The sequence below is a fragment of the Paracoccus denitrificans genome (assembly GCF_900100045.1).
GTDB lineage: Bacteria > Pseudomonadota > Alphaproteobacteria > Rhodobacterales > Rhodobacteraceae > Paracoccus > Paracoccus denitrificans.
This window is the reverse complement of sequence record NZ_FNEA01000085.1, coordinates 1-1,645: the sequence shown is the minus strand read 5'-3', so window position 1 is coordinate 1,645 and position 1,645 is coordinate 1. Positions and strand designations below refer to the sequence as shown.

1 protein-coding gene is annotated in these 1,645 nt (G+C 62.7%); it reads right to left on the bottom strand.

Annotated elements, in window-relative coordinates:
• Nucleotides 1-117: 117 nt before the first annotated feature.
• Entirely contained in the window at nucleotides 118-1,215 is a 1,098-nt protein-coding gene (locus tag BLT64_RS25860; protein ID WP_011748675.1) for a helix-turn-helix domain-containing protein, read from the bottom strand.
• Between the last annotated feature and the right edge of the window lie 430 nt (nucleotides 1,216-1,645).

The following is a 1,645-nucleotide window of genomic DNA, read 5'->3' as shown; positions in this document are numbered from 1 at the left end:
GGGCAGGCCCCGTCCAGCCGCTCGGCCTCATCCGCGACGTCACGGACCGACCGGCTCTTGCTGTTGCCCTTGCGCGAATAGGTCTGCTTGTGCGCGAAGATCGATTTGCCGCTACGCTCAGACATACCCGCACCCCCGGCTGAAGGCCGTCAGCTCGCCCACCAGCGTATCGACCACGGCACCCTGCCGCGCCTCTTTCCGCACCATGCCGACAAAAGCCGCGGCAGCATCCCTGACCCGGAAATCATCGTGGCGGCAGGCATTCCGATCCGCGATCAGCACGCAGAGCGCCGTCCGGGCCTCGCCGAGAATCTCGCAGCTCTGCCGCCATGCCCGCGTGGAGATCCCGATATTCATCGCAAGGTCGCGCGCCGCCATTACGAAACATCGCTCATCAGGGGCACGGCCGCACCCGAGGCTAGCAGCGTAGAACGCGAGATATTCCCGGAAACGCTCCGATGCCAGCAGCCAGACCTGCGCAGGCGTGGTGCGGATCGGCCGCCGCGCAGCCCTGTTCTCAGCCCTACAGGTTTTATCGATCTGATCAGGATTGGTATTGGGTAGGGTGGAAATGTCGCACTGGTGGGACATTTCACCCCCACCGACGTTGGCCGAAAAATCGGCCAGAACCGCCTCCAGAGCGGCTGCAACCTGCTTGAGGCGCTGAAAGCTCTGGATCGTGGACGGACGGTGGTTGGGCAGGACGGCATCGGCGGCAAGCTCTGCCGCATCACAGCCAAGCCCACGGATGCGCTCGAACAACTTGTTGATCTGCTTGCGCAGTGCCTTGGCCTCGATCTGCTCCCGCATGGCCCTCTGCGCCAGCGCCTGGATTTCCTGTGCGCGCTCGATCAGCGGGGCAAGGTTGATGCCGAATTCGTGCCGGATCACGCCGTGAAGCCGATGACCGCTGCGGCGGCTGCGATTGGTGCTGGATTTGTGGATCAGCCCCCGCTCGATCAGCTCGGCTTCGATCCGGGTGATCTGTCGGCGTTCCATGCCCAGCGAGGCCGCGATTTCTGTGACCGAAGCCCAGAAGGCGCAGATTCGCCCCTTGGCGAAGTCGCCGTCCGTGGTGAGCCCGATGGCATGGCGCAGGTAGCCCACGGCGCCCTTGCTGAGCCCGAGCGGCCGGCGCGCACTCTCGACCAGGCGCAACAACTGCCAACGGGTCAGATCAGCCGGCAAACCTGCATGCGTGAGGTGCCGCGTCATGTCCGCACCGCCGATTTTCCATGCACGCTATTCTTTGTGGCAGTTGATCCGGTGGCTGCGCTCGCGGTATGATGTTGAGGAAAGTTGGACGCTTTCACATGAGCTTGAACCCCGGTCTCGGTTGCCGCCGAGCCGGGGTTTTCTATTTCGTAGGTGTCTAATGAGACTAATCCGCTGTTATCATGTTCGCCGGTTGTTCCCGGTTTGTCTTGATAACAATTTTCAGGGAAGGCGTTGGTTTTTCTGAGGAAACGCTGGGCTTTGCAATCCGCTGCGTAACCTCTCCGTCAACTCGCCGGAGCCTCGCGTTTGCCAGGGTTTTCGCCGGGCGGGGTCAAGGGGGTTGTTGCCTTGCCCGCCGTTTTCGCGAAAACCGTTGGCCCTTGAGGGGCGGGAGAAGCTTTGGCTCGATCCTTCCCGGCACCCGGCA